The sequence below is a fragment of the Rhizobium sp. NZLR1b genome, assembly GCF_019685155.1.
Classification (GTDB): domain Bacteria; phylum Pseudomonadota; class Alphaproteobacteria; order Rhizobiales; family Rhizobiaceae; genus Rhizobium.
The window spans coordinates 166,199-190,153 of the sequence record NZ_JABDWC010000001.1; the positions used below are offsets into that span (position 1 = coordinate 166,199).

The window sequence follows — 23,955 nt, forward strand, 5'->3', positions numbered from 1 at the left end:
TGAAGGAGTTGAACATGCAGATCGAGCGTTACGAAACCGGAAAGCGAATGAGCCAGGCCGTGACCTATGGCGGCTTCGTCTTCCTCGCAGGGCAGGTCGCAATCGACGCGCCGGGTGCGTCCGTCCGCGAGCAGACGACCAACATCCTGGCGCGGGTCACGCGGCTTCTGGACGGCGCGGGCAGCAATTCGACACGAATCCTCAGCGCAACGATCTGGCTTGCGGATATGTCGAGGTTCGAAGACATGAATGCCGTCTGGGATGCCTGGGTGCCTGCGGGCCATGCGCCGGCGCGCGCCACGGTCGAAGCAAGGCTCGCCGGGCCGGAATTCGCCGTGGAGATCGGCATCGTCGCAGCGATCAGGAACTGACGATCGGCCCCTGCTGGAAGGGACTGCCAACCCCTCGCCCACCTGCATGGCATAACCAGCGCGAGCGCTGAAAAGCGCTTGTCGTCGCGGCTCAACTCGATCGGCCGCCCTGAGCCCCGGGCGCAGTCGGTGAATTCAATGCCTGGCGTGACACCCTTAGTTGCAAAGCCGTGACAGTCGCCGACAACCCTTAAAAGAGCGGGTGAGCAACTTGCCTTTATACCATTTAGTCTTTAAGGACGCCCCAATTTCCAAGGCGCAGGACTGAACGAGCATGTCACATCACGAGAACACGTCTTCGGGGCTCGGTGTCACAGCCGGCGATCTGGATCGCTACTTCACATTTCTCCGCCACGCTCTTGTGAATACGACCGCCACGAGGGCAGCCGGAAAGCCGCTGGATTATGCGGCGGCAGTGACGGAATCCATGCAATTGGCCCGTGCCACGCACGATGCCGGCCGAAAGATCATGTTCATCGGCAACGGCGGCAGCGCGGCAATTGCCAGCCATATGGCGACGGACTACTCGAAAAACGGTGGGCTGCGCGCGATGGCGATGAACGATGGCGCAACGCTGACATGCCTGTCCAACGATCTCGGATATGAGAATGTGTTCGCGACGCAGATCGACATGCACGCGAGCGAAGGTGATCTGCTGGTGGCAATCAGCAGCTCTGGGAGATCGGAAAGCATTACCCGGGCCGTCCGTACGGCACGCGCCAAAGGCTGCGCCATTATGACTTTGAGCGGGTTCGCGCCAGGCAATCCGCTGCGCGACCTGGGTGACCTGAACTTTTATGTCGCTTCCGATCAATATGGTTATGTGGAGATCGCGCATCTGGCGATCTGCCATGCCGTATTGGATTTTTCCTGCGGACTTGTGCCGCCTACCCTTTCTTAAAGAGCCGTTTCACGCGCATGAATTTCCCCCGCATCCACGATCCGGAATTGACGCTTCTGACGCCCGACGATGATGTCGCCAATCCTGAAGTGACGATCCTTGTTCCTTCTCTCAACGAGGAATTGACGATTGGAACCTTCGTCGACTGGTGCCGCGAGGGTATTGCGGCAAGCGGTGCGGCTGTCGAGATCCTCATCGTCGACAGTTCGACCGATCGCACACCCGAAATCGCCCGCGACAGGGGCGCCCGCGTGTTGCGGACACCAAAGCGCGGTTTGGGCAGAGCTTACATCGATGCCATTCCACTCGTGCGCGGCAAGTTCATCATCATGGGCGATGCGGACTGCACCTACGACTTTCGGCAGATAGCGCCGTTTATCGAGGCCTTTCGGAAGGGCTACGACTTCGTGATGGGCTCTCGGTTCAAGGGCTCGATCGAAGACAACGCGATGCCGCCGCTGCATCGCTATTTCGGAACGCCACTGACCACGTGGATCCTCAATCGGATGTTCAGCAGCCGCTTTTCCGACATCCATTGCGGCATGCGGGGCATCAGCGTCGATGCCTTGCTGCGGATGGATCTTCGGTCGCAAGGATGGGAATATGCGTCGGAGATGGTGCTGAAGTCCGTGCATATGGAGCTGCCGACCACCGAAGTGCCGATCCACTTCCTGAAAGATCCGGACGGTCGGCTGAGCCATATGAAGCGGCGGGGTTGGATGGAGCCGTGGCGCGCAGGCTGGCGCAATCTCCAGGCAATGTTCGTCTACGGGTTTGATTTCTTTCTCATCTGGCCGGGCTTCCTGCTTCTGGCCCTCGGCTTGATAATTATGCTGCCCCTGCTCGCCGGGCCTATGTCCATTGCCGGTGTGCGGTTCTCGTCCAATGCCATGCTGTTTTCCATGGCCCTGGCCGTACTTGGTCAATCCATGCTGGTTTCGGCGGCAATCGGACGAGTGATTTTCGACTATTCGGGACGCGCGCAGGCCCGTTTCGAGCGGATTCTGCCTTACAATGCAACGATCTGGGGATCGGTTATCGCCGTTCTGGCAGGTGTTTTGTTGGCGGTTCCGCTCTTCGATTCCTATGTCGGAAACGGATACGTGCTGCCTGAGATCGGCGTCGAGACCAACTGGGCCGTCTTCGGGCTCTGGCTCATCATTACGGCGTTTCAGATCTTTATATCAGGGCTCATGATAAGAGCACTTGGGGTCATGCTGCCCCTCAAGAAGCCTGTGCCTCCTCTCGCGGGATAGGAGCCACGAAAGGGGCGATAATGATCGTAGGCTGGTGCACGGTTCTCTCCATAATTTTATGGGGCCTCGTGGTCGACAGAGGCATCGTTGCTTGGCTCAACCGGCGTTGCGATCAGCCCTTGCGGGACGGTACTGACTTTCTATTAAGCGGTATTCTGCCGTCCCTGGCGATCGCCGGCGGCGCGGCTACCATCCTTGGCGCATTTCACGGGCTGCGATGGGAAATCGTTCTTCCGATCGTGGCTGTCTCGATGATCTGGCGGCGGCGCGATCTCGTCACCGTTCTTCGCGACGTGGGTTCCCTGTTTCGCAAAATCGCCGCTGAATGGAAAAACGGAAACCCGTTTCCGGTGCTTGCGGCTCTCACATGCATCGTACTTTGCTATGTGTGGAGTGTTCTGGCCCTGTTTCCATCGAGCATTGCCGACGTTTGGGTTTTCCACATCCCGCTCGCAAACAGTATCATCGAGCATGCCGGCTTTGTGTCGCCGCAGATCGACCATCCCTTCTACGGCAATATTCCACTTTTCTTCAATGTGCTGTTTGCGCTCGTCATGATGGTCAGCGGTCACTGGACCGGCGCGGCGGTGGTAAATATCGCAATTTTCTTCGGATTTCTGTTCCTGCTTTCAAGCTGTGCCAGTCGTTGGCGGGCATGCGGTTTTTTCCTGGTGGCCGCTCTGATCCTCAGCATCCCGTTCTTCAGGGGGAGTGTCGGCGAACCGATGACGGATCTGGCCCGGTCGTGCTTCTCAGTCGCAGCCGTGCTTTTCCTATGGCGTTATCTGGAAACCCGGCGTCCGGCGGAGCTTTTTCATTGTGCGCTCGTGTTGGGAGGAGCGGTCGGAGGAAAATACACGGAACTGCAAATGGTTGGCCTTATCGGGCTGGCACTGATGCCAACGCTTTTCAAGGGAAGGGTATCGCTGCCGCTTTTTGTGTCATGCCTTTGCGCATTCCTCGCAGTCGCGGGCTACTGGTATGCGAAAAACCTGATCGTTCTCGGCAACCCGATCTATCCTTTCATGTTCGGTCATCCGGGCCTCACCGACGCGTGGATGGCGGATTACATGCTCGAATTGGGCCGGGCCTTCGATCCTGCCAACCGACATTTCGTGACGAACCTCGCAACTCTGCAAGGTTGGCGCGACTTCCTCCATATCCTTTACGACTGGTTCCTCGCTCGCAAACCGAATGCTTTCGTCGCTCTCGCTTTGATACTAGCCGGTCTTGCCGTGGCTTTTCGGCGCATCGCATTTCTCGCAGCGATTGTCGTTGCCATGCTTGTGATATGGTACACTGTTATGTTCAATCACATACGGTGGGCAACGCCAGCCTATCTGCTTTTCTTTTCGACCGGGTTTATCGGCGCCTCCCTGGTGCGGGAACGGCTTGATCAATGGCTCGACCGGCAGGTCCTGCCGCGGATAACCCCGCTCAAGAAAATTGTCTCTTCGCCAGTCTGCATGGTCGCCAGCCCGGTGATCATCAGCGTGCTGGCCGGGGGGCTTTGGATCTGCCATTGGTATCGCGTCGGCGGCAGCGACATCGATCCCGTCAAGGCGAAAGAACTCGACGTCGCGCTTGGGATGATAAGCGTCGACAAATATATGGAGAGCCACCGCGAAGCCTATTTCATGTATCGCTATATCGCGGACCATGACCTGCGGGCGGTTTTTCAACCTTTCGACACCGCCAACACACTTTTGTCCACGGTTTACAACGGCGGCCGCGACGGCGGCTGGCAATTGCCGCGCTACGTGCTGCCTGCGCCGGGTTCGGATATCGGCGCGTTCATCAGGGACAATCATATAGGCTACTTCATCACCACCCCTGACGTCGGCAGCGCGTTCCTCGCCGAACGCCTTGGAGAAGACAAAATGGTGATGGCCAAGACCGTCATATCCCATATGTTGCCCCGCTCCTCCCTGGTACTGACGGATCGGTTCGGCTGGAAACTCTATCGTTTTGATGCGGATCAAGCACCTTGACTATTCCGTCCGCCCAAACCTTGCTTCGCATCGGCATACCGGTCCTGAACGTGGCCGTCGCGCTCGGCCTCGTCATATGGATCGCACGCAAGGTAGATTTTTCGGAAGGGTGGGCTGCAGTCCAAGCCCTGTCGGCGACAACCATCTGGGTCAGCGTCTTCCTTCTGCTCCTGCAGGCCCTGCTTTCGGCGTGGCGATGGTGCCTTCTATCGGAAATGATAGGGCAAAGGCTGAAAATATCAGGCGCGATGAAACTCTTCATGCAAAGCCTGTTCTATAATCAAGCTCTTCCAAGTCCCATTCCGGGCGATGCCGCTCGCATATTTGGCGCCGTGAAATACGGCCTGACGGTCGGCGAAGCCACGCTTGGTGTCGTCATGGACCGCATGCTCACACTTTTCGGACTGGCGGTCGTTGCACTGATCGGGCTGATCATCATGCGTGCCGCCTACGGGCACGACTTTCCCATCCCCTATCTGACCGAGTTCACCGCGCTCGGCGTCGTCGGAACCACCGCATTGGCCATCGCCTTCGGCTGGCGTCAGCAGCTCTTCATCCGGTTTCTTCCGGCGAGGCTGCACACGCTGAGCGCCGTGTTGCGGGCTTTTATCACGCACCGGAGAATGGTCGGCATATTTCTGTTGACCCTGGTCATTCACGGGTTGAGCGTCGTCTCCTTGGAGATCCTCGTTCTCGGCCTCGGCCTCCCGCTTGGCTGGGGCCAGGCGGCAGCCGCTTTCCCGCCAGTGCTTTTGATCGCGATGGTTCCGATTTCCGTTGGAGGATGGGGCCTGCGGGAAGGCGGCATGATCATTTCACTTGCGGTGTTCGGCATAGGCACGACGGATGCCGCGACGCTATCGGTGGTTTTCGGCCTGTTGCAGCTTGTGGTCGGGTTGGCCGGTGGTGTATTCGTCCTTTCGCGTCCTCATTCGGGAAAGATCAAAGCGCTCTGATGAGCCTTAGCAGATCACATGGAGCTGCCGACATGCATGCCTTGGTAACGGGAGGGGCCGGATTTATCGGCAGCCACCTCTGCGATCGCCTTTTGAAGTTGGGCTATCGGGTAACTGCGATCGACAATCTTCATCTTGGCCGGATGCGGAACATCGACCATCTGATGGGTCTAGCGGATTTTCGTTTCCAGAAGCTGGACATGCTTGATCGGGAGGGCATGGACCAGCTCGTCGCGACGGATCGTCCTGACGCCGTTTTTCATCTCGCCGCCAATTCCGATATTGCCGCAGGCAACGCCAATGCGGAACTCGACCTCCAGCTGAACCAGCTGACGACGACGACGCTGCTTGCCATCATGCGCAAGTATGAGGTCGGCAGGCTTTTTTTCGCCAGCACCTCCGCGGTGTTCGGAGAAGCCGAAGGAAACATTCACGAGAACCACGGCCCTCTGCGGCCGATCTCGCTCTATGGCGCCAGCAAGCTTGCTGCTGAGGCCTATTTGTCCGTCTACGCGCTGTCATTCGGCATCAGGACGCTCGTGCTGCGCTTTCCCAACGTCATTGGGGAACGTTCCACGCACGGCGCAATCTACGACTTCATCAACCGGTTGAAAGCTGATCCGACGAGGCTTCAGGTGCTTGGCAATGGAAGGCAGACCAAGCCTTATCTCTATGTCGGCGACCTCGTAGACGCGATCCTCCTCGCCTGGGACAAGGCGCCCGGTGCCTATGAGGTGTTTCACGCAAGCGGCATCGGCGAAACGTCTGTCCGCGATATCGCCGAAATCGTGGTTTCCAAGGTCGCGGCCGGAGCTGCCATCGAATATGGAAGCGAGGACCGCGGCTGGCTGGGCGACGTGCCGCGCTTCAGCTACGACATAAGCCGGCTCGTAACGCTGGGCTGGTCTCCGAGGCGGAAATCGACAGAAGCCGTTGAACTTGCTGTCGAGCGGATCCTGGCGAATGGGTTCTGAGGACACTATCCGCCAGGCCATTATCATCGCCGGGGGCCTTGGAACGCGCGCTCGCAGTATGACGGGCGATGCCATTCCGAAGGCCCTTTTGCCGCTTGCCGGCGTGCCGATCATTCTGCGGCAGATCCGTATCCTGGCTCGCGAAGGTGTTCAACATGTGCGTGTGCTCGGCGGCCACCTCGGCAGCCAGCTGGAGCCTGCTCTTGCTCCGGAAGCTGAAAAACTCGGCATCAAGGTGGAAGTCTTCGTCGAGAAGTCTCCGCTCGGCACGGCAGGCTGCTTGACGACTTTGGACACGATGGCCGGCGACGTCCTGATCGTCTACGGCGACATGCTTTTCGATATCGATCTGTCGGCACTGGCGCGTCATCGCCGGCAATTTCCTGCCGCTCTGACCATTATTGCTCACCCCAACGATCATCCCCGCACATCAGATCTCGTCGTCCAGAAGAACGGTTATCTTCAGCGCCTTTTGCCCCGCAAAACCCCGCGAGATTCGGATTGGCGGAATCTGGTGCCTGCCGGTTTGTATGTTGCCTCTGAGCAATTTTTCCAGGCGCTCTTTCCGGGCCAAACGGCTGATATGATCCACGACGTCATTCCCGGTCTCCTCGAACGCTCCGTTCCGATCGCAATTTATGACACGCCGGAATATATGAAGGATACCGGGTCGCCGAACCGGCACGCTGCCGCGGAGGATGACCTCCGGCAGGAACGGGTTCATGCGGCGCATCTGTCGGTGCGAAGGCCCGCGGTTTTCTTCGATTGCGACGGCGTGCTCAACGAAGATGTCGGAGGCCATGGCGTCATTCATCCCGACCAGGTGAAGCTGATCGACCGGGCAGGCGAAGCGGTGCAGCTCGCCCGTGACGCAGGTTTCCTGACGGTTGCAGTCACGAACAGGCCGCAGGTCGCCAAAGGCTTTCTGGATGAGCCCGGCCTGGATCATGTTCTTGGTCGTCTGGAAGCTGAGCTTGCCGAGGAAGGCGGCGTCCTGGACCGTATTTACTTTTGTCCGCACCATCCGGACAAAGGATTTCCCCGTGAAGTCGCGGCGCTCAAGATCGATTGTGCCTGCCGCAAACCGGGCGATCTGATGATCCGCCAGGCAATGACGGAACTGCCGATCGAAAAAGAGAAATCCGTCATCATCGGAGATAGCCTGCGCGACATAGGCGCGGGCCGCAAGGCAGGCATCTGGGCTTACGGCGTTCGGACAGGCTATGGCCTGCGCGATGGCAAGAGCTATCCTGCCGCGGAGGCTGATATTCCACGCGCGGATCTCATCTTCGACACGGTCTATGACGCCGTTCGCTTTCAATGCAGTTATCAGGATATCGGCCACGAGCTGTCCGGAGCCATCCATCAACGTCTTTCAAATGGCGCCGGCCCGCTGCTCGTCGGCATATGCGGCCGTTCCCGCTCCGGGAAAAGCACGCTTGCGCATGCGGTCGAGCGTCTGCTCTCGGAAGCGGGACGCCGGGTAGCGAGGCTCGAGCTCGATCGCTGGATACTGCCGCTCGAACATCGGCGCCCTGATATGAACGCGGAAGAACGCAACCGGGTCGAACTCTATCCCGAGATCATCAGCATGCTGCGCCAGTCGGGACGGGTCGAAGCGCCCGGTTACGAAGCGGCAAGCCGAAGTCAGCGTAAGCACACGACCATCTATGACGCGCGCGAAGCCGACGTCATTCTCCTGGACGGCATCTTTGCCGGACATGCGTCAATCCGCGACGATGTCGATATGGCTGTCTTTGTCGAGGCTTCGCAGCAGACATTGCTCAACCGCTTTCACAAGTTCTACGCCTGGAAAGGCCTCACGCCAGCTTCCGCCGAAGGACTCTGGGTGTCGCGCATTCAGGAGGAGTGGCCGAAGATCGATCTGCAGCGGGCAGCGGCCGATATCGTCATCAATTTCGAGGAGGCAATCCTTTGATCGTTTCATCCGCACCTTTTCGGGTCAGCTTTGCCGGTGGCGGCTCGGACATAGCGTCCTATTACCGCCGTCAGGCGGGCGCGGTGTTGTCCTGCGCGATCGCCAAGTACAGCTTCGTGATCGTGCACAACTACTTCAATGAAAACAAATATCATCTGAAATATACGCGCACCGAGCTTGCCGGCACGCTCGAGGATATCGCGCATCCGCTGCTGCGTGAGGCTCTGCGGATGCATCGGGTCGAGCCCGGGATCGAAGTCGCCTCCGTCGCCGACATTCCCTCCGGGACCGGCCTTGGATCATCCAGCTCCTTTTCCGTGGCGCTGATCAACGCGCTCTATGCCCACAGGTCGCGCTTTGCTTCCAAGGACCAGTTGGCGGAAGAAGCCTGCAAGCTCGAAATCGATATCCTGAAGGAGCCGATCGGCAAACAGGACCAATACGCAGCCGCGCATGGCGGCTTGAACTTCATCGAATTCAATTCCAATGGCAGCGTGAATGTTCAACCCGTCGTTCTCAGCTCCGAAAAGATGGCTGAGCTCGAGAGCAACATCCTCCTGTTTTTCACCGGAAGTCAGCGCGATACGCGTTCGGTGCTGTCGACGCAGGTGCAAGCCATGGAAGCGGACGAAGAAAAATTCCGGACCGTCGAGCGCATGGTGCAGTTGGCTTACGAAATGCGCGACATCCTGATGGATGGGGATCTCGGCGCCTTCGGCGAAGCGCTGCATCGCGGATGGATGATGAAAAGATCGCTGACGTCGAAGATTACCAACAGCACGATCGACGAGTTTTACGATGCGGCCCGCGCTGCCGGTGCCATTGGCGGCAAGCTGGCAGGTGCCGGCGGAGGGGGATTTCTCGTCCTCTATTGCCCGAAAGACCGCCAGGAAAAAGTCCGCCAAGCGCTGTCGCATCTCAAGGAAATCGAGTTTCGCTTCGACTGGAGCGGCGCGCGCATCGCCTTTGCACAATAGAGGCTGTAAATGGCACCGCGTCTCATCATCACCGGATCGACCGGCTATATCGGCGCAAGACTGGTAGCGATGGCGCGCGAGCGCGGCTTCGAGGTGATTGAACTCGGCCGGCGGTCCGGAGCCAAGTGGCGCATCGGTGACGAGCCTGCTGCCTCCGAGCTGGAAGGGGCGGTTGGAATAGTCCATCTCGCCCATGCCTGGGCCACCGAGCCGCAGGCAGCCGAGGAAGACAACATCAATATATTGGGCACCGAGAAATTGGCGGAAGCGGCAAAGGCAGCCGGCGTGCCGCGTTTCGTTTTTTCCTCTACCACCTCGTCCAGGCAGGAAGCGCTCAACGTTTACGGCCGCACCAAGTTCAGGATCGAACAGCATTTGGCTGCCAGCCCTGCAGCGCCGATCGTTCGGGTTGCGCGAATAGGGCTCGTCTATGGCGGACCACGGACCGCCATGTACGGACTGATGGCCAAGTTGGCCGCTTTAAGTCCGGTTCTGCCAATGATAGGGCTCGGCCGCGAGGTCCAGCCCATTCATCTCGACGAAGTCGCTGAAGGCCTGCTGGCGCTGGCGACCCAAGAGAACCAGCCGCCGCAAACATTCGTGCTTGCGCAGGAAAAACCGATGAGCTTTGCTGCCTGGCTCAGAGTGCTTCGTCGCAGTCAGGGCAAGGGAAATCTCCATTTCATACCGGTTCCCCTGACCGCTGCACTCTTTGCCTGCCACATGACGAAACTCGTGCCGTTGATCCCAGCGGTCGATCCGGAGCGCGTCCTGGGGCTTGCGGGTGCCGCACCCATGGAAAGCGGGGAGAGCCTCAGGCTTCTGAACTTGAACTTGAATGACCCGATGACTGCGCTTGCTGGCGAATTCGGCCAAACAGGCGAGGAGCGATCGCGGAGTGAAGCGCGGGCTCTGCTGCAATATCTCGACGCAACAGCCACGGAAATGCAACTCCAGCGGCTTTGCGAAGGGCTTCGGCGCGAAGGGCTGTCGCCGCTCGGTCTTTCCACGACGGTGATCAGGCATCCGCGCCTGCTGGCGCTCTTCGAGCCGTCGGCCAATCGGACGCAGCATCGCCTCGCGCGAGCCCTCTACCTGGCTGACCTCGCGAGCGAACCGGAGAGGCATGCAGGCCACAAGGCCGGGTTTTTCGGCGCAGCATTGACCATCGCCAGCGATGTCCTGCTCTTTCCGCTCCGCGCGCTTTTGGCCGGGAAATATCGATGAATGCGCCCGACGCCGACTTCATCATCATCGGCAGCGGTCCTGCGGGCGTCTCCGCTGCGTTTCCGCTGATAGCGGCCGGCCGTCGAGTTCTGATGCTGGATGCCGGCGATGACGCCGGATCGCAGGAGGAAAACCGCAGCGTCCGCGTCCTGGGAAGCGATCTGGAATCGCTGCGTGCCGACGATGGCAGCTCGCCGAAACTGCAAACCCCTGCGTCACGCGGGATTCTCGAACGGTTCAAACGCGTGTCCGGAATCTCAGGCGTTGGCTTCAACCCGATTGGCAGCCTCGCGCGCGGCGGGCTCTCCAATATCTGGGGTGCGCAAGTCAGCTATCTCGACGCTAGGGATATCGCGGATTGGCCGATCGACCTCGCTTCCCTGCAGAACTCTTACGAGCGGGTATCCCAACGCATCGGGATAAGCAGCAATGCCGATGTTACGATCCACGCCAACGGCCGGGCCAGCCTACCGCTTGGTGCGACAGCCGTCCATGTTCTTCGTCGACACGAGGCCGCACAGCCGGCGGATCGGTCGTTTCGGCTATTTCCCGCCGTCAATGCCATGCTCTCCAAAGCGCAGCCTGGACGTGCGGCATGCGATCTGCGCGGCGACTGTCTCTACGGTTGCCCGAGCGGTGCGATCTATAACAGCAGGCAGGACCTGCTTGCGTTGCGCAGATCACCGCATTTTCGTTTGCTCGACAACATGCGGGCCGTCTCGTTGACACGCGGCTCGGGCTGGACGGTCGAAACGGCGGATGGATCGTCATTTTCCGCACCGCGGATCATTCTTGCCGCAGGGGTGCTGGGAACGGCCGCCCTGCTCACCGATCTCCTGCCGATTGGCGAGGAGGGATTGCGTCTCCTGAACAGTCCCACGCTGGCTATTCCTCTGCTCTCTCCCGCGAGATTGCTGCGTTCGGCGACGCCGACGCACAGCCTTGCGCAGCTCGGATTGTCTCTGCGCTATGGCGATAGCCCATCCGATTACGTGACGGGAGCGGTCTATGAAGTCGGCTCCCTGCCGGCGCAGAGTTTCGTCAACAGGATGCCGCTCGGCCGAAAGGCCGGGCGAGCCGCGTTCGAACTTATTGCCGGAAGCCTCCTCGTCGCGACGATCTACTATCCCGGCGATCAAAGCCGGAGCTACATTCATCGCGAGGTAACGGCGAAAAAAGGACTGACGGTCCGCGGCGGTTTCGCGGAAGGTTTCGACATCCGCGCCGAGGCTTTGAAAAACGCGCTTCGCCGTGAATGGAAACGGTTGGGGCTCATTCAGCTCCCGGGCGCATCGCTGGCGGAGCCGGGTATCGACGCCCATTTCGCCGGCACTCTGCCTATGGGCGAAGCCGGGCCATTTGGCACCTCCTCGGACGGCGAACTGAATCTCCATCCGGGTCTCTACGTCGTCGACGGCTCCATTCTTCCCGATCTGTCTTCGAAATACGTCACGATGACGATCATGGCCAATGCCGATCGCATCGCCCACCGTCTCGCCGAAATGGAAGCAGCCTCGGCGCTCTGAAATCCGCTGCCTCTTCAAGCTCTCAATTGCGGCAATGCCTCACCGGCCAATGATAGAAGCGGCTCGTAGTCGGCTTCGGAAAGCACGGCAAAATCGGTGAGGCCGAGTATTGCGCGCGTCGCTGTCAGCGATGGCTCGCTGATGGCGGCGTCGAGCGCATTTCGCAGCAGAAGGACCCTGTCGTCCGAGGCATCGCCCGAGGTGATGAATGGCAGGCCTGGACCTTTGGGCGTTTCGGCGATGATGCGGACCCCTTCAATCTGGCCGGGATCGAAGCGGCGAATATTGGCGTAGGTGATGCAATCGATCGCCGCGCTGTCCGCCCTGCCCTCGAGGACGGCGGCGATGCTGCCGCCGTGGCTGCCGGTTTCGATGATCCGGTCGAAGAAGCGACCGTCGCGGGCAAGCGGAGCCACGGCGGCGCGAAAGAGATTGCTGCCGGAATTGCTGTCAGGACTGTTGATCGCAGCCGTGGTGCCGCGCAAATCCTCAAGCGAGCGAAGCGAAGAATCTTTGCGGACGACGATGAAGCTGCGCATCAACGGGCCGTCGCAGCCGGGATGGTCATACACCGGCGTCGCCACCAGGCGAACCCTGCCGCGCAGGCGCCTGGCAAAGGGATAGCCGCATGTCTGCGAGAGGAGAAGGTCGGGCCTCAACCAGGCTTCGTCATAGGGCACCGTCTGGTCGAGCACCTCGGGCAGATCCGTCAGCCCGGCTTGTAAGAGATAATGTCGGAGGAATGACCAGAGTTCGGCCGTCGCATCCGCAAGCGGCGGGGATGTGAGATACATGGCAATGCTGACGAGGTGCATGCTGGGTCTTTCTTTGCGGCAAGGCGCAAATGACGACCAAGGTCAGGCAATGCCGCCCAGGCATACATACTTAAGTTCGGTATATTCGTCCAACCCGTGCCTGGAGCCTTCGCGACCGAGACCCGACATCTTGACGCCGCCGAACGGCGCCTCGGCGGTGGAGACGAGACCGGTATTGACGCCGACCATCCCATATTCGAGCGCTTCGGCGACGCGGAATACCCGCGACAGATCGCGCGCGTAGAAATACGAAGCAAGCCCGTATTCGGTGTCGTTTGCCTGTTCGATGACGTCTTGCTCGTCGCGAAACCGAAAGAGCGGCGCAAGAGGCCCGAAGGTTTCCTCGCGGGCGACCTGCATGCCGGCAGCGACATCGCGCAGAATGGTCGGTTCGAAGAAAAGGCCGCCGAGTGGGTGACGTTTGCCGCCTGAAACGAGTGCTGCACCCTTTGCGACGGCATCGCTGATATGCGTCTCGATCTTGGCGACAGCATTTTCGTCGATGAGCGGGCCAAGCACGACGTCGCGCTCCAGGCCGTTGCCGACCTTCAGCGCCGAAACGGCGGTCGCGAGCTTGGCGGCAAAGGCCTCGTAGACGCCGTCCTGGACATAGAGCCGGTTGGCGCAGACGCAGGTCTGGCCATTGTTGCGGAACTTGGCGATGATTGCGCCTTCGACCGCAGCGTCGAGATCGGCATCATCGAAGACGATGAAGGGTGCATTGCCGCCAAGCTCGAGGCCGAGCTTTTTGATCGTCGGCGCGCATTGCCGGTAAAGCAGCTCGCCCGTCCGCGTGGAGCCGGTGAACGTCAGGACCCTGATGTCACGGCTTGCCGTCAGGACCCCACCAATTGCCGCTGCGTCACCCGTGACGATGTTGAGCAGGCCAGCCGGCAGGCCGGCGCGCTCGGCGAGAATGGCGATGGCGATCGCCGAGAACGGCGTCTGCGGCGCCGGCTTGAGAACGACGGCGCAGCCGGCGGCGAGTGCGGGGCCGACCTTGCGGGTGATCATTGCGTTCGGAAAGTTCCAGGGCGTGATGGCGGCCACCACTCCAGCCGGCTGACGCAGGACGAGAATGCGCTTGTCCGGTTGGTGCCCCGGTATGGTCTCGCCGTTGATGCGTCTTGCCTCTTCGGCGAACCATTCGATAAAGCTCGCGCCATAGGTGATCTCCCCCTTGGCCTCAGCGAGCGGTTTTCCCTGCTCCAGCGTCAGGATCATCGCCAGATCGTCGCGGTTTTCGATCATCAGACGATGCCAAGCCTTGAGAACGGCGGCGCGTTCGCCGGCGGTCTTCTTCGCCCAAAGCTTCTGGGCAATGACGGCAGCTCGAATGGCCTCCTCCGTTTCCGCGGCCCCGAGGTCGGGGACCGCGCCCAGCTTCTCGCCTGTCGCCGGATTGCGGACGGTCGTCGCCGGACGGCCTTCCGCTTCGATCCAGCGGTCGGCGACCGGGCATGCTTGACGGAAAAGCGAGGGATCACTGAGTTTCATAGGACGACTTTCAACAGAAGACGTGAGCGGCACCCGGATCGAATTCCAGATGCACCGTGTCTCCACGGCTGAGCCCGGTGATCGCTTCGTGACCGAACGGCAGGCGAACCGCCAGCGCCTCGCCCCTCGCCGTTTCTGTGGAGACGTGGATATTGTTGCCGAGGAAGGTAATGTCGCTGACGGTGGCGGCGAGACCCGCTCCCGCTTGGGCGCGCGACAGCCGAATGCGCTCCGGCCTCAGCATCAAGGCTGCTTTTGTGCCGGCAGTCCCTTTTCCATGCACCGGAATGCTGTTGAAGACGGTGCCGCCGCCAAGGGAAATTGTGGCCTGCCCGTGGGAGGACGTCAGCAGGTCGCAGGAAATGAAGTCGCTGTCGCCGATGAATTCGGCGACGAAGCGGGTCTTAGGATTGGCGTAGAGTTCAGGGCCTGTGCCGATCTGGTCGATGACGCCCTTGGAAAAGACGGCGATGCGGTCGGAGAGCCGCAGGGCCTCCTCCTGGTCGTGGGTGACGTAGAGGATCGTCACTTCGGTCTGCTGGTGGATACGGCGGATCTCGTGCTGGATTTCCTCGCGCAGCTTCTTGTCGAGCGCCGACAGCGGCTCGTCCATCAAAAGCACCGGCGGATCATAGGCAAGAGCTCTGGCAAGGGCGACACGCTGTTGCTGGCCGCCGGACATCTGCGCCGGCTTGCGGTCCTCGAAGCCCTCGAGCCGGACAAGGCGCAGCATCTCCTTCACCTTGCTGTCGACCTCGGCCTTGGACTTGCGCCTGACCTTCAGCGGAAATGCGATGTTTTCGCCCACCGTCAGATGCGGAAACAGGGTGTAACGCTGGAAAACCATGCCGATATTGCGCTTGTGCGACGGCGTGGCGAGCAGGGTCTTGCCCTCGAGCGTAATGTCGCCTTTCGTCGGATTATCAAATCCCGCCAGAATGTAGAGCGTCGTGCTCTTGCCGGATCCGGACGGTCCGAGAAAGGTGAGGAACTCCCCGCGCCGAACGTCGAGCGTGACGTCGTGCACGGCGACCACGGGGCCGTATTCCTTGCGTATTCCGCGGATCTGAAGGAATGGTTCGTTCATTGTTTCAGTACCTTACGCACGACGGCAACCAAAGCCATCAAGATGATCGTCAAAAGGATGAGAAGGGTCGACGCGGCTGCGACAACAGGCGTCAGGTCTTGCCGCAGCGTCGCCCATACCTTCACGGGCAGCGTCTGCAGGGTTGGGCTGGACATGAAGATCGCCACCACCACCTCGTCCCAGGATGTCAGGAAGGAGAAGACGGCCGCCGAAAACAGCCCATGGCTGATCGCGGGAAGGGTGACCCTGATTTTTGCCTCAAGGGGCGAGGCGCCACAGAGCACCGCCGCATCCTCGATCGACTTGTCGAAACCTTCAAGCGCACTCGATATCGACAGGATCGAGAAGGGCAGCGCGAGCACGAGGTGCGAAATGACAAAGCCCGTCAAGGTGCCGCCAAGGCCGATCCTGAGAAAGAAGGCGTAGAGGGCGACCGCGAGAACTACGACGGGCAGGATCATCGGCGTCAGGAACAGCGCTTTCAGCGCATCGCGGAACATGAACGAACCACGCACCAGTCCGAAGGACGTCACAAGCCCGAGCAGCACCGACAGAACGGTGACGATGACCGCGATCTTCAAGCTCGTCAAAGCCGATTCCAGCCAGCGCGGATCGGCGAAGAGTTCGCCGTACCATTGAAGCGTCCAGCCCGGCGGCGGAAAGATCAGCCACTGCGACGAGCCGAAGGACAGTGCTGCGATAAAGACGATCGGCATCAGCAGAAAGGCTGCGGTCAGAAGCGTAATGCCGAGAAGGGCGTATTTCCACCAGCCGAGACGGTCGAAATTGAGCAACATATCAACGTCCCCCCGGATTCTGGTTGCCGAAGAATCGCAGCTGCACGGTATAAAGCGACAGGGTCACCACCAGCAGGACCAGCGCCGCAGCACCCCCCATTCCCCAGTTGACCAGCGACTGCACGAATTGTGCGATCAATTCGGCGAGCATCATGTTGGCGGTGCCGCCGAGAAGCGACGGCGTGACGAAATAGCCAAGCGACATGACGAAGACCATCAGTGCGCCGGCCGCCATGCCGGGCGTCGCCAACGGCAGGAGAACACGGGTCAGGCACTGCCACCGATTGGCGCCGCAAAGTGCCGCCGCCTGCAGCGTCGACGGGTCGATCTTCTTGATCACGCCATAGAGCGGCAGGATGATGAAAGGCAGCATGATATAGGTCATGCCGATCGTCACGCCCGTCAGATTGTTGACGAGCGCCAGCGGCTGGTCGATCAGGCCCATTCCCATCAGCATCTTGTTGATCAGCCCGGTCCGCTGCAGGAGCACCATCCAGGCATAGGTGCGGGCCAAAAGGTTGGTCCACATCGACAGGAGCAGGATCGCAAAAATCACCGACGTCAGCCGTCCCGGCATGATCGCCAGCGCCCAGGCGACGGGAAAACCGATCGCGAGCGAAATCACCGTGACGAGACCCGAGACGATGAAAGTATTGGCGAAAATCTTGAGATAGGTCGCAGACCCGATCAGCTGCGCATAGTTTCCCAGACCCGGCACGGGTTCCAGCACGCTTCGCAACAGGAGTATCGCCACCGGCACGATGAAAAAGATGCTCACAAAGGCGAAAGCCGGAACGACTCCGCTAAAACCTGTTGGCCTGCGGACCTTTGGCAAGGGCGTAATTACGCCGGAGAGATCGCTATACGTCGACATGACAGTCCTTCCCACCCGTCAATTTCCGCAGGCGCCGAGGTGCAATCGATTTCGCACCGGCGCTGCGCGGGACACGGCGAACCTTCGCCGTGCCCGTTGATCTCAAGTTTCAGCTTATTTCGCCTGCCAAGCGTACCACTTCTCGCCGATGGCATCGCGATTATCGGCCCAGTAGCTCATATCGGCGTTGACCTGGCTTGCCGTCTGCTGGTCCGGCAGGGTCTTTGCCGTTTCCGGATCCATCAGCTTGGCCGAGTCAAGGTTGATCGGCGCATACCCGGTGGCTTTTGCGAGGGCGGCCTGCGGTTCGGCCGAGGTGGCCAGTGCAATGAACTTCATCGCAGCTTCGACATTCGGCGAACCCTTCGGCACGACGAGCGCATCGGCGGCGGTGATGTTCTGTTCCCAGGAGGTTTCCACCTTGATGCCCGTCGCCGCAAGCGCCGTCATGCGGCCGTTCCAGACGCTGCCGAAGGGCGCTTCGGCCGATGCCAGCAGCTGCTGCGACTGTGCGCCGCCCGACCACCAGATGATGTCCGATTTGATCGTATCGAGCTTCTTGAAGGCGCGGTCGAGATCGAGCGGATAAAGCTTGTCGGCAGGCACGCCGTCGGCAAGTAGTGCGGCTTCGATCACGCCGGGAGCCGACCACTTGTAGAATGTGCGCTTGCCGGGAAACTTGGCCGTGTCGAACAGATCGGCCCATGTCTTCGGGCAGGCTTTGACGGCATCGACATTGCAGCCGATGACGAAGGAATAATAGAAGCTGCCGACCGAATAGTCGGTGACGAAACGCGGATCGAGCTTGGATTTGTCGATGACGGAGAAGTCGAGCTTCTCGAGCTGGCCGGTCTTGCCGGCCTGGGCGGCATAATCGCCTTCGACGTCGACGACGTCCCAGGTGACTTCGCCGGCCTCGACCATGGCCTTGAGCTTGCCGTAGTCGGTCGGGCCGTCCTGCACGACGGTGATGCCGGTCTTTTCGGTGAAGGGGCTTGCCCATGCCGCCTTCTGGGCATCCTGGGTCGTTCCGCCCCAGCTCGAGAAGACCATGTTGTCGGCGTGTGCCGGCGCGGAGACGGCCACGAATGCGGCAACCGCCGCGAATGCAAATGTCGTTTTCATGTTCCCTTATCCCTGTTTTGGTTTGTCCTACGGGTATGCGTTATGTCGTCAGTGCGCGTTGCTCCTGGGAGAAAAGCTTGCTGGCTTCATAATCTTGTTTTCCGCCACCTCGATGAGGTCGCGAATCTTGGGCAGAAAGGCCTGCCACCGGGGATCGGCCAGAAGCCGCTGGCGTCTCGCCTCTCTGTCATCCAGGCTTGTAAACGCCCAGATGTGGACGATCTCGTTGATCGTGCCGATCTCCGAGAAGAAGTAACCGACCAGCGTGCCAAGATGGCTCTTCTGGATCTCGATCCCCTCTTCCTCGACGACCTTGAGATATTGCGGGATCGTTCCGTTCTTCAGCCGATAGGTGCGGATTTCGTAAAACATCGGCGTCACCTCATCACGAAGGGATCGGGGATCGGATCGTCCGAGGTCCTCAGCCAGATCGTCTTGGTCCGGGTATAATCGAGAGCCGCGGCCATGCCGCCTTCCCTGCCGTGGCCCGACAGGCCGAAGCCGCCGAACGGCGCGATCGGCGATACGGCTCGGTAGGTGTTGACCCAGACGATGCCGGCGCGGAGCCCCTTCATCAGCCGGTGCGCCCGGGTGAGGTTCTGGGTGAAGACGCCGGAGGCCAGGCCGTAGCGGGTGTCGTTGGCAAGCCTCAGCGCCTCCGCCTCGGTCTCGAAGGAGACGACGGAGAGAACCGGCCCGAAGAATTCCTCGATCAGCGAGGGCGAGGCGACATCGTCGCAGTCGAGGATCGTCGGTTGGAAGTAATAACCTTCGCCATCGATCTTGCGTCCGCCCGTGACGAGATGGGCGCCGCTTTCGATCGATCTCTCAACGAGGGCGCCGATATTGTCCTGCTGGCGCTTGGTGGCAAGCGGGCCGACTTCGGTCGCCCTATCAAGCGGCGCGCCGATCCGGATCGCCTCGGCCTTCTCCCGCAGCAGGGCGACGAATTTGTCCTTGACGCTGCGTTCGACGATCAGGCGCGATCCGGCCACGCAGCTCTGCCCGGTCGCAGCGAAAATGCCCGCAACCTGGGCATTGGCCGCACTTTCGAGGTCGGCGTCGGCAAAGACGATGAAGGGGGACTTGCCGCCGAGTTCAAGCGAAGTGGAGGCGAGGTTTTCGGCTGAGTTTCGAACGACGTGCCGCGCGGTTTCAGGACCGCCGGTGAAGGCGACATGTGCGACCTTCGGGTGACGGCCGAGGGCGGCCCCACAGGAGGAGCCGAAACCGGTGATGATGTTGACGACACCGGCGGGAAAGCCCGCCTCATGCACCAGGCGTGCAAATTCGAGAAGCGGCGCCGGCCCGTCTTCCGAGGCCTTGACCACCATCGTGCAGCCGGCGGCGAGCGCCGGGCCGATCTTCACCGCAGACAGGAAGAGCTGGCTGTTCCAGGGCACCACCATCGCAACGACACCGATCGGCTCGCGGCGAAGCCAGACGTCCATATCCGGCTTGTCGATCGGCAGGTAGGCGCCTTCGATCTTGTCTGCGATGCCGGCATAATAACGATAATATTCGGCGACATAAGCGATCTGCGCGGATGTCTCGCGGATGATCTTGCCGGTGTCGCGCGTCTCCAGTTCCGCGAGGATCTGGGCGTTGACGGCAACCAGGTCTGCCAGCTTGTAGAGCAGCTTGCCGCGTTGGGTGGCCGTCAGTTTCGCCCACGGGCCGTCATAAAGCGCCCGGTCGGCAGCATTCACAGCCCGATCGACATCCCCTTCGCGCGCTTCGGGCATATCGGCCCAGACCGCGCCGGTCGCCGGATCGATGCTCGGATAGGAAACCTCGCCGTCCGAGAATTCTCCATCGATATAGTGCTGAAAACGCCGCATGGTCTTACTCCTGAAATGCCGGCATGACCTCGGTAATGAAGCGCTCGAGCGACGCTTTCTTGCGCTCGAAACTCATACCGGTGTCGATCCAGAAGGAATATTCGTCGTAACCGAGCGCCTCATAGGCCTTCAGCCGGTCGATGACGGTCCGGGCGTTACCAACGACATTGTTGGTGCGCATGACCTGATCCGAAAGCATGGCGTTCGCTCGGATTTGCTCGTCCGGAATCCGTTCGATCAGGCCTTGGGTAACCGGCTTCTCATTCTTGAACCAGGCAAAGAAATAATTGTAATAAACGCTCAGTTCATGGGCGGCCTGGGCGACGTCTTCTTCTGACGAGCCGACATAGGTGTGGCGCAGGAGCATGATCTTCGGCCGCTCGATATCCGGGTTCTTGGCGCAGGCATCGTTGAAGCGTTCCATCAGCGACTGAACCTCGTCGTCACCCTGCCAGAGCGGTGTGACCTGAACGTTGCAGCCGTTGGCGACGGCAAATTCGTGCGAGTTCGGATCGCGCGCCGCGACCCAGATCGGCGGGTTCGGCTGCTGCAGCGGCTTCGGCGCCGAGGTGGTTGCGGGGAATTTGAAGAATTCCCCGTCATGGGCATAGTCGCCGTTCCAGATGCCCTTGACCGCCGGGATGAGTTCGCGCATGCGCTGGCCAGCCCCCCAGGCATCGAGGCCGGGCAGCAGGCGTTCGTATTCGAAAGAATAGGCGCCGCGCGCAATCCCGATGTCGAGCCTTCCGTCGCAGATGATGTCGGCCATAGCAGCCTCGCCGGCGAGCTTGATCGGATGCCAGAAGGGGGCGATCACCGTGCCCGTCCCGAGCCTTGCCCGCGATGTGCGGCGGGCGAGATCGGCAATGGTCACGAACGGGTTGGGTGCGATGGTGAAGTCCATGGCATGGTGCTCGCCGGTCCAGATCGCATGCATGCCACCCTCGTCGGCGATCTCGCAGAGCGCGACGAATTCCTCATAGAGGCTCTTATGGCTCTGGCTGGCGTCGAGCCGTTCCATATGGACGAAGAGGGAGAACTTCATGCTTTTGCGCCCTTGGCTGGAATGGGATGAACGGTGCCGCCGGTCTCGTCACCGAAATAGACGCCGAAATTGCCGATCGAGCTTTCCATCGCAAAACGATTGACGATATCGGCGGTCGAACTGGTCTTGAATTTTGCCGCAGCCAGTGCGTCGGGTTTCACGAACCTGCCGCCGGTAGGCTCGCCGTCGCTGGCAACGGCGTGATAGACAATGTGCTGCTTGCCGTCGCTCTTGCCCTGATAAACCGAATAGAGGAAGCCGATGCTGACCTTCAGCCCGGTGAGCGCCTCCAGATACTTTTCCAGCGTCTCGGTCGGGTTGCCGTCATGGGCGTCGACGCTTGGCAGGGAGAGCACATCCTCGCCGAGCAGCAGAACCTCTCCACGGCGCTCAACGACGGCCGCGAGTTCGATATTGCCTTCGCTTGCCGCGGAAACCGCCTTGCTGGCGAGCGTTGGGGTGAAATAACCGCCACGCGCATAGCCGAGACCATTGCGGCCGCTATTGTCGAACGCTTCGATGCGCCCCATCAGAATGACATGGTCGCCAGCCTCGACGACCTGATCCATGGCGCATTCGAACCAGGCCGCCACATTTGAGAAGATCGGGCAGCCCGCCGCCCCCTTGTTCCATTCGACCGCTGCAAACCTGTCTTCGACCGGCCGCGCAAAAGTGTTCGACACGTCTTTCTGGGTTTCCGAAAGCACGTTGATCGCAAAATGCTGTGCTCCGGTCATCGTCGCGAAATTGCGCGACGTCTTGGCAAGACAAACGAGAAGCAAAGGCGGATTGAGCGACACTGATGTGAAGGAGTTCGCCGTGAAGCCGATCGGATTTCCATCCGCGTCGCAGGCAGTGACGACCGTCACGCCGGTCGGAAAAGCTCCGAATGCATCACGCAATGCTCTTGGGTCGACAGTCTGGATTGTCATCGCTCATCCTCCCCGAACGACAGCCACTCAGCGAGCAGCGAATTGACGATATCAGGCGCGGTCAGGTTCACCATATGACGATGACCCTCCACGATGCGGGCCCAGCCCCGGGGCGCGAGCGCCGCCATTTGCGTCGCCATCAAGGGCGTCGAATTCGGATCATCGGACCCCGTCAGAAACAGGGCCGGACCAGCCACGTCTTTCCAACGATCGGCATAGGTCTCGTCTCCTCCGGCGAAGGCGGCGTAAGCGACAGCATACCCTTCCGGATCGACGAGGTTGAGCCATTTCCGCGTCCGTTCCCGCGCAACGACGCTGTCCGGATCATCGCCGAACCAGCGAACCAGCGGGCCTTCCTTGTCCACGCCCGTCACCGGAATGGCGGCTGCCCGTGCGAGCACGGCAGCCTTTGCTTGCCGGTCACGCCTGTAGACGCCGTTGAGGTAAGCGACACGGCTGATACGTTCGCCGAACGTCGCAGCCGCCCCTCCCGATACCAGCGCTCCCATCGAGTGGCCGGCAACGTTCGCTGTGTCGATCGCCATCTCGTCGAGAAAGCGCCCGAACCAGGCGACGAACTCCTCGAGGCGGCTGCCCGCCGGCAATTTTACGCTCTCGCCATGTCCCGGCATGTCGACGGCGATGACACGATGGCCGGCCGACAGAAATGCGATCTGCGGCGCCCAGGCCTCAAGCCGCATGCCGACGCCATGAATAAGAACCAGCGGCTCGCCGCTGCCGGCCTCGTGATAGGCCGTTCCACTTGCCGTCTTCTTTCGGGGCAGGTCACCGGCGGCGCTCTTTGCTGCAGCGGCGCCTGAGATCGATCCGGCTGTCAGCATCTCAGCGCCCACACTTTCAAACGCCCGCAGGATTGGCGACGTCCTGCCCAAGATCTTTTAGATCCTGATAGCGATCGCCAATGCGGTGATGAGGACGTCCACCCACCGAAGCGCCAAGCGCCACGACGATCTCGTCGGCGGCAGGCGCGTCGGGGATCGAGGTCTGGATGGTCAGATAATGCGAGCGGCGGCCTTCGTCGTTCTTGTCCATCAGCGGGATCATGATCGGCGCATTGGCGGGGCCACGGGTGTTGCAGAAGGCGAGATAGGACTTGGCGCCGACGGCATGACGATAAAAATTGCCGAAGCGCAGCGTGTGGATCAGCGCGGAGGCATGTTCGATCTCGCCGTCCAGGCCGACGACGGCGGCCTTGCCATAGGCTTCGACAGCCTCGCCGGAACCGACCGCATCGATGATCATCTTGGTCAGCAATTCGCCGAGAACCGGAGCGCCCGCATGGATTTCGGGCTTGAGGTCTTCGACGAAGCCGCGGCTCGCCCAGGGGTTCTTCACGACCGCGAAGGCGGAAAACAGCTTTAGCGGCACCGCCGCGGTCTTGCCGCCTTCGATCAGCGTCGTTTCGATCTGCAGTCCGGTCTTGCGAATTTGAATGGCCATGGAGCACCTCATCTCTCTATTCAGTATTATGGTATACCATAATATATGAGTGTCAACTTGGTTTCGGCGAAGACGCAGCAAAGTCCGACGAATCACGAATTTGGCGCGTATGCGCTCCAACGCCCGAAAGCGCTTTGTTCATTCAGCGTGTTGTCGAGAGCCGGACGGCACGGCGGCGGCCTGCAGCGGCGCGACACGTCAGAACGTCAAAATTATCCCAGACTATATGATACCGCCTTATATATTATTGATTATGGCATACCATCACATCGAGCAAAGTTGGGTGTCAAGCTTGGAGTTTGAATTCTCTTCATTCCGCGGAACGTGATTGCGAAATGCGGCAGAGGCATCGACAAATGTCGA

The 23,955-nt window shown here is 60.4% G+C and carries 22 protein-coding genes; 10 read left to right on the forward strand and 12 right to left on the reverse strand.

Annotated features, from left to right (window positions below; translation table 11 throughout):
- The first annotated feature begins 14 nt into the window (after window positions 1–14).
- The 10 genes from HJB84_RS00765 (at window position 15) to HJB84_RS00810 (ending at window position 12,118) form a co-directional block, all read left to right on the forward strand.
- A complete protein-coding gene (locus HJB84_RS00765; RefSeq protein ID WP_221114992.1) occupies window positions 15–371 on the forward strand; it encodes a RidA family protein in 357 nt (118 codons plus the stop codon).
- A gap of 274 nt (window positions 372–645) precedes the next feature.
- Entirely contained in the window at window positions 646–1,272 is a 627-nt protein-coding gene (locus HJB84_RS00770; protein WP_221114993.1) for an SIS domain-containing protein, read from the forward strand.
- Window positions 1,273–1,289: 17 nt separating this feature from the next.
- Window positions 1,290–2,528 carry a glycosyltransferase family 2 protein gene (locus tag HJB84_RS00775; RefSeq protein WP_221114994.1) on the forward strand — a complete coding sequence of 413 codons (1,239 nt, stop codon included), beginning with the start codon at window positions 1,290–1,292 and terminating at the stop codon, window positions 2,526–2,528.
- Between the two features lie 20 nt (window positions 2,529–2,548).
- On the forward strand, window positions 2,549–4,519 hold the full coding sequence (locus tag HJB84_RS00780; protein WP_221114995.1) for a hypothetical protein: 1,971 nt from the start codon (window positions 2,549–2,551) through the stop codon (window positions 4,517–4,519).
- Window positions 4,516–5,475 carry a lysylphosphatidylglycerol synthase transmembrane domain-containing protein gene (locus HJB84_RS00785; protein WP_221114996.1) on the forward strand — a complete coding sequence of 320 codons (960 nt, stop codon included), beginning with the start codon at window positions 4,516–4,518 and terminating at the stop codon, window positions 5,473–5,475. The genes HJB84_RS00780 and HJB84_RS00785 overlap by 4 nt, the downstream gene beginning before the upstream one ends.
- 32 nt (window positions 5,476–5,507) lie before the next feature.
- Window positions 5,508–6,449 carry an NAD-dependent epimerase/dehydratase family protein gene (locus HJB84_RS00790; RefSeq protein WP_221114997.1) on the forward strand — a complete coding sequence of 314 codons (942 nt, stop codon included), beginning with the start codon at window positions 5,508–5,510 and terminating at the stop codon, window positions 6,447–6,449.
- Window positions 6,439–8,388 carry an HAD-IIIA family hydrolase gene (locus HJB84_RS00795; protein ID WP_221114998.1) on the forward strand — a complete coding sequence of 650 codons (1,950 nt, stop codon included), beginning with the start codon at window positions 6,439–6,441 and terminating at the stop codon, window positions 8,386–8,388. Before HJB84_RS00790 ends, HJB84_RS00795 begins: the two co-directional genes overlap by 11 nt.
- Window positions 8,385–9,365, forward strand: coding sequence for a GHMP kinase (locus HJB84_RS00800; protein WP_221114999.1), 981 nt, complete (start codon window positions 8,385–8,387; stop codon window positions 9,363–9,365). The genes HJB84_RS00795 and HJB84_RS00800 overlap by 4 nt, the downstream gene beginning before the upstream one ends.
- A 9-nt stretch (window positions 9,366–9,374) precedes the next feature.
- Window positions 9,375–10,592 carry an NAD(P)-dependent oxidoreductase gene (locus tag HJB84_RS00805; RefSeq protein WP_221115000.1) on the forward strand — a complete coding sequence of 406 codons (1,218 nt, stop codon included), beginning with the start codon at window positions 9,375–9,377 and terminating at the stop codon, window positions 10,590–10,592.
- The gene (locus tag HJB84_RS00810; protein ID WP_221115001.1) at window positions 10,589–12,118 is read left to right on the forward strand and encodes an FAD-dependent oxidoreductase; all 1,530 of its coding nucleotides are present in this window, start codon (window positions 10,589–10,591) and stop codon (window positions 12,116–12,118) included. Before HJB84_RS00805 ends, HJB84_RS00810 begins: the two co-directional genes overlap by 4 nt.
- A gap of 14 nt (window positions 12,119–12,132) precedes the next feature.
- Here HJB84_RS00810 and HJB84_RS00815 read toward each other — a convergent pair whose 3' ends face one another.
- The 12 genes from HJB84_RS00815 to HJB84_RS00870 form a co-directional block, all read right to left on the reverse strand.
- A complete protein-coding gene (locus HJB84_RS00815) occupies window positions 12,133–12,933 on the reverse strand; it encodes a phosphate/phosphite/phosphonate ABC transporter substrate-binding protein (RefSeq protein WP_207584851.1) in 801 nt (266 codons plus the stop codon).
- Between the two features lie 42 nt (window positions 12,934–12,975).
- Window positions 12,976–14,430, reverse strand: coding sequence for an NAD-dependent succinate-semialdehyde dehydrogenase (locus HJB84_RS00820; protein WP_221115002.1), 1,455 nt, complete (start codon window positions 14,428–14,430; stop codon window positions 12,976–12,978).
- A 10-nt stretch (window positions 14,431–14,440) separates the two neighbouring features.
- Window positions 14,441–15,517 carry an ABC transporter ATP-binding protein gene (locus HJB84_RS00825; protein ID WP_221115003.1) on the reverse strand — a complete coding sequence of 359 codons (1,077 nt, stop codon included), beginning with the start codon at window positions 15,515–15,517 and terminating at the stop codon, window positions 14,441–14,443.
- Complete coding sequence (locus tag HJB84_RS00830; protein WP_164006719.1) at window positions 15,514–16,314, reverse strand: ABC transporter permease; 801 nt, start codon at window positions 16,312–16,314, stop codon at window positions 15,514–15,516. The genes HJB84_RS00825 and HJB84_RS00830 overlap by 4 nt, the downstream gene beginning before the upstream one ends.
- Window position 16,315: 1 nt before the next feature.
- Window positions 16,316–17,188, reverse strand: coding sequence for an ABC transporter permease (locus HJB84_RS00835; RefSeq protein WP_207584849.1), 873 nt, complete (start codon window positions 17,186–17,188; stop codon window positions 16,316–16,318).
- 114 nt (window positions 17,189–17,302) lie between these two features.
- Window positions 17,303–18,313: an ABC transporter substrate-binding protein gene (locus tag HJB84_RS00840; protein WP_221115004.1), complete on the reverse strand. Its 1,011-nt coding sequence runs from the start codon at window positions 18,311–18,313 to the stop codon at window positions 17,303–17,305.
- A 48-nt stretch (window positions 18,314–18,361) separates the two neighbouring features.
- Complete coding sequence (locus HJB84_RS00845; RefSeq protein WP_207584847.1) at window positions 18,362–18,685, reverse strand: NIPSNAP family protein; 324 nt, start codon at window positions 18,683–18,685, stop codon at window positions 18,362–18,364.
- Between the two features lie 5 nt (window positions 18,686–18,690).
- Window positions 18,691–20,154: an aldehyde dehydrogenase gene (locus HJB84_RS00850; RefSeq protein WP_221115005.1), complete on the reverse strand. Its 1,464-nt coding sequence runs from the start codon at window positions 20,152–20,154 to the stop codon at window positions 18,691–18,693.
- Between the two features lie 4 nt (window positions 20,155–20,158).
- On the reverse strand, window positions 20,159–21,199 hold the full coding sequence (locus HJB84_RS00855) for an LLM class flavin-dependent oxidoreductase (RefSeq protein WP_221115006.1): 1,041 nt from the start codon (window positions 21,197–21,199) through the stop codon (window positions 20,159–20,161).
- On the reverse strand, window positions 21,196–22,131 hold the full coding sequence (locus HJB84_RS00860) for a flavin reductase family protein (protein ID WP_221115007.1): 936 nt from the start codon (window positions 22,129–22,131) through the stop codon (window positions 21,196–21,198). The genes HJB84_RS00855 and HJB84_RS00860 overlap by 4 nt, the downstream gene beginning before the upstream one ends.
- A complete protein-coding gene (locus tag HJB84_RS00865) occupies window positions 22,128–22,973 on the reverse strand; it encodes an alpha/beta fold hydrolase (RefSeq protein WP_207584843.1) in 846 nt (281 codons plus the stop codon). The genes HJB84_RS00860 and HJB84_RS00865 overlap by 4 nt, the downstream gene beginning before the upstream one ends.
- Before the next feature lie 16 nt (window positions 22,974–22,989).
- The gene (locus HJB84_RS00870; RefSeq protein ID WP_221115008.1) at window positions 22,990–23,592 is read right to left on the reverse strand and encodes an amino acid synthesis family protein; all 603 of its coding nucleotides are present in this window, start codon (window positions 23,590–23,592) and stop codon (window positions 22,990–22,992) included.
- Window positions 23,593–23,955: the final 363 nt, after the last annotated feature.

What these genes read in the sequence shown, in the direction of transcription:
- HJB84_RS00765 (WP_221114992.1), top strand. Translation starts at nt 15, where the DNA reads ATGCAGATCGAGCGTTACGAAACCGGAAAGCGAATGAGCCAGGCCGTG.
- HJB84_RS00770 (WP_221114993.1), top strand. Translation starts at nt 646, where the DNA reads ATGTCACATCACGAGAACACGTCTTCGGGGCTCGGTGTCACAGCCGGC.
- HJB84_RS00775 (WP_221114994.1), top strand. Translation starts at nt 1,290, where the DNA reads ATGAATTTCCCCCGCATCCACGATCCGGAATTGACGCTTCTGACGCCC.
- HJB84_RS00780 (WP_221114995.1), top strand. Translation starts at nt 2,549, where the DNA reads ATGATCGTAGGCTGGTGCACGGTTCTCTCCATAATTTTATGGGGCCTC.
- HJB84_RS00790 (WP_221114997.1), top strand. Translation starts at nt 5,508, where the DNA reads ATGCATGCCTTGGTAACGGGAGGGGCCGGATTTATCGGCAGCCACCTC.
- HJB84_RS00795 (WP_221114998.1), top strand. Translation starts at nt 6,439, where the DNA reads ATGGGTTCTGAGGACACTATCCGCCAGGCCATTATCATCGCCGGGGGC.
- HJB84_RS00805 (WP_221115000.1), top strand. Translation starts at nt 9,375, where the DNA reads ATGGCACCGCGTCTCATCATCACCGGATCGACCGGCTATATCGGCGCA.
- HJB84_RS00810 (WP_221115001.1), top strand. Translation starts at nt 10,589, where the DNA reads ATGAATGCGCCCGACGCCGACTTCATCATCATCGGCAGCGGTCCTGCG.
- HJB84_RS00815 (WP_207584851.1), bottom strand. Translation starts at nt 12,933, where the DNA reads ATGCACCTCGTCAGCATTGCCATGTATCTCACATCCCCGCCGCTTGCG.
- HJB84_RS00820 (WP_221115002.1), bottom strand. Translation starts at nt 14,430, where the DNA reads ATGAAACTCAGTGATCCCTCGCTTTTCCGTCAAGCATGCCCGGTCGCC.
- HJB84_RS00825 (WP_221115003.1), bottom strand. Translation starts at nt 15,517, where the DNA reads ATGAACGAACCATTCCTTCAGATCCGCGGAATACGCAAGGAATACGGC.
- HJB84_RS00830 (WP_164006719.1), bottom strand. Translation starts at nt 16,314, where the DNA reads ATGTTGCTCAATTTCGACCGTCTCGGCTGGTGGAAATACGCCCTTCTC.
- HJB84_RS00835 (WP_207584849.1), bottom strand. Translation starts at nt 17,188, where the DNA reads ATGTCGACGTATAGCGATCTCTCCGGCGTAATTACGCCCTTGCCAAAG.
- HJB84_RS00840 (WP_221115004.1), bottom strand. Translation starts at nt 18,313, where the DNA reads ATGAAAACGACATTTGCATTCGCGGCGGTTGCCGCATTCGTGGCCGTC.
- HJB84_RS00845 (WP_207584847.1), bottom strand. Translation starts at nt 18,685, where the DNA reads ATGTTTTACGAAATCCGCACCTATCGGCTGAAGAACGGAACGATCCCG.
- HJB84_RS00850 (WP_221115005.1), bottom strand. Translation starts at nt 20,154, where the DNA reads ATGCGGCGTTTTCAGCACTATATCGATGGAGAATTCTCGGACGGCGAG.
- HJB84_RS00855 (WP_221115006.1), bottom strand. Translation starts at nt 21,199, where the DNA reads ATGAAGTTCTCCCTCTTCGTCCATATGGAACGGCTCGACGCCAGCCAG.
- HJB84_RS00860 (WP_221115007.1), bottom strand. Translation starts at nt 22,131, where the DNA reads ATGACAATCCAGACTGTCGACCCAAGAGCATTGCGTGATGCATTCGGA.
- HJB84_RS00865 (WP_207584843.1), bottom strand. Translation starts at nt 22,973, where the DNA reads ATGCTGACAGCCGGATCGATCTCAGGCGCCGCTGCAGCAAAGAGCGCC.
- HJB84_RS00870 (WP_221115008.1), bottom strand. Translation starts at nt 23,592, where the DNA reads ATGGCCATTCAAATTCGCAAGACCGGACTGCAGATCGAAACGACGCTG.